Genomic DNA, 1,828 nt, shown 5'->3' on the forward strand with positions numbered 1-1,828 from the left:
CGCCAACCCTGGCGACACGCTGCAGTACACCTTGACGGCCACCAACAACGGCACGCAGGCGCTGTCCACGCTGTTTGTGAGCGACGCGACCCCGGCGTTCACCGGCTTCGTCTCCACCGCCTGCCCGGGCGTGCTGCCGACGGGTATCACGGGCTGTGTCGTGACGACGCAGCCGGCCGTGAACGCGCAAGGGGCGCTGAAGTGGACCTTCACCGGCTCGCTGGCTTCCGGGGCCCAGATTGTCGTCACTTACCGTGTCAAGGTCGATCAGTAGCGGGGCGCGCACATGGCCACACCCATGACGCACGACCTGCCGCTTCCTGTGGCTTTCGCGCGGCGGCACCGGCGCTGCGGAAAAATCCTGCTCCCTCTGACTGCGGCTGTGCTGGGAACCTGGACAGGCTTGGCGCTGGCCGCGGGCGGCTCTTATGCCACCACGGGCACTTTTGGGCAAAGCCTGTGGTGGCTCGATTTCACCGGCTATGACAACACGGTGGCGGGCACGGCCGGCGGCCAGGCTTTCACCTTCACTCTGCCCAACGGCGCTGGCACACTGACCACAGCGGTCAAGCGCAGCGGGACCACCACAATGTCCGCTGCCGCTTCGCCCGCCTGGACCGGCGGCGGCGCTTTCGGGCACGGCGCCTATAACGGCATCACCGGGGCCCCTTCCATGTATTGGCTCAGCCAGACGGGGGTGGGCACGGCCACGCTGTCGTCACTGGTGATGAAAGACGCGTCAGGCAACAGCCGTACTTTCTCGATGTTCGCAGCCGACGGCGAAAACACCGACCAGGCCGCTGAAAGAATCGTTTATACAAGCACGGCGAACTGGAGCCTTATCGAGAATGTGATCGGCTACACCAGTTATACCGGCGCCCCCGTCGTGTTGTCCGGCGTCGGGACCACGGTCGTCAACTTGACGGCGCCCACCGCGAACTCCACCAGTTACAACGGCTCCGTGGTGCTGGGCACACAAAACCCGACACAGGTCTCCGCTGCCCTGACCGGGTCGCAGGCGGCATTGTTCGCCATCGCACTGCCCCCGGTCACGTTCAACCTCAGCATTGCCGGGCGCCAATACCCGGCTGACCAGTTCACCGCCGCGGTGGGGTACACCACACCTGCCGCGCCGGTGACAAGTGTCACATCCACCGGCGCGAGCACTACAGCAACCACTGGCGCTGCATCGATCATTGGCACCAACAACATCACGCTGAATGCGGTGATGGCTGCGGGCAGCGCATCGCTGCTGTCTGCTTATACCGGCAGTATGGCCTGCAGCAACAGTGGACCGGGCGCCGCCGCTTTCGGGGGAACGAACACTGTGTTGCCCAGCGGTGCTGGCACCAGTTTTACCCTCACGCCCCAGACGGGTGACCGGATCACCTGCACGCTGACCCTGACACCCACGCCCCAGACCGTAGCGGGCACGTTGTACGCAGACGGCAACCACAACAGCAACCTGGACGCRGGYGAGGCYGGMATAGGCGGMGCSAGCGCMYTGTGGGTCAAGCTKRCGCCRCKCWCGGGCGGCRYSTGCACSGGKCCSGCCACSGYGGCTGCSTCGGTCAAYCTSACCACCGGCGCCTACGGCTTCACCAACATACAGCAGGGTAACTATTGCCTGATCGTGGACGGCAACAACACGCTGAGCGACATCGCGGCTGCGTATCCCGCCGGCTTCATCGGTACGCAGAACCCCACCGGTGTGATCCAGTTCAGCATCGTGGGCGCACCACCTGCGCCGCAGAACTTCGGCCTGTACAGCGGCAGCACGCTGAGCGGCAATGTGTTTGCCGACAACGGCGCGGGCGGCGGCACCGCC

General features: G+C 65.5%; 2 protein-coding genes. Both read left to right on the top strand.

Annotation, left to right across the window (positions count from 1 at the left end):
* The coding region (locus AC1DYR_RS22240; RefSeq protein WP_477706987.1) for a hypothetical protein at positions 1-274 on the top strand (274 nt) is incomplete at its 5' end.
* Positions 275-286: 12 nt separating this feature from the next.
* Positions 287-1,828: autotransporter outer membrane beta-barrel domain-containing protein (locus tag AC1DYR_RS22245; RefSeq protein WP_477706988.1), on the top strand; the 1,542-nt coding region annotated here is incomplete at its 3' end.

This window comes from Polaromonas sp. P1_F9 (genome assembly GCF_056405615.1).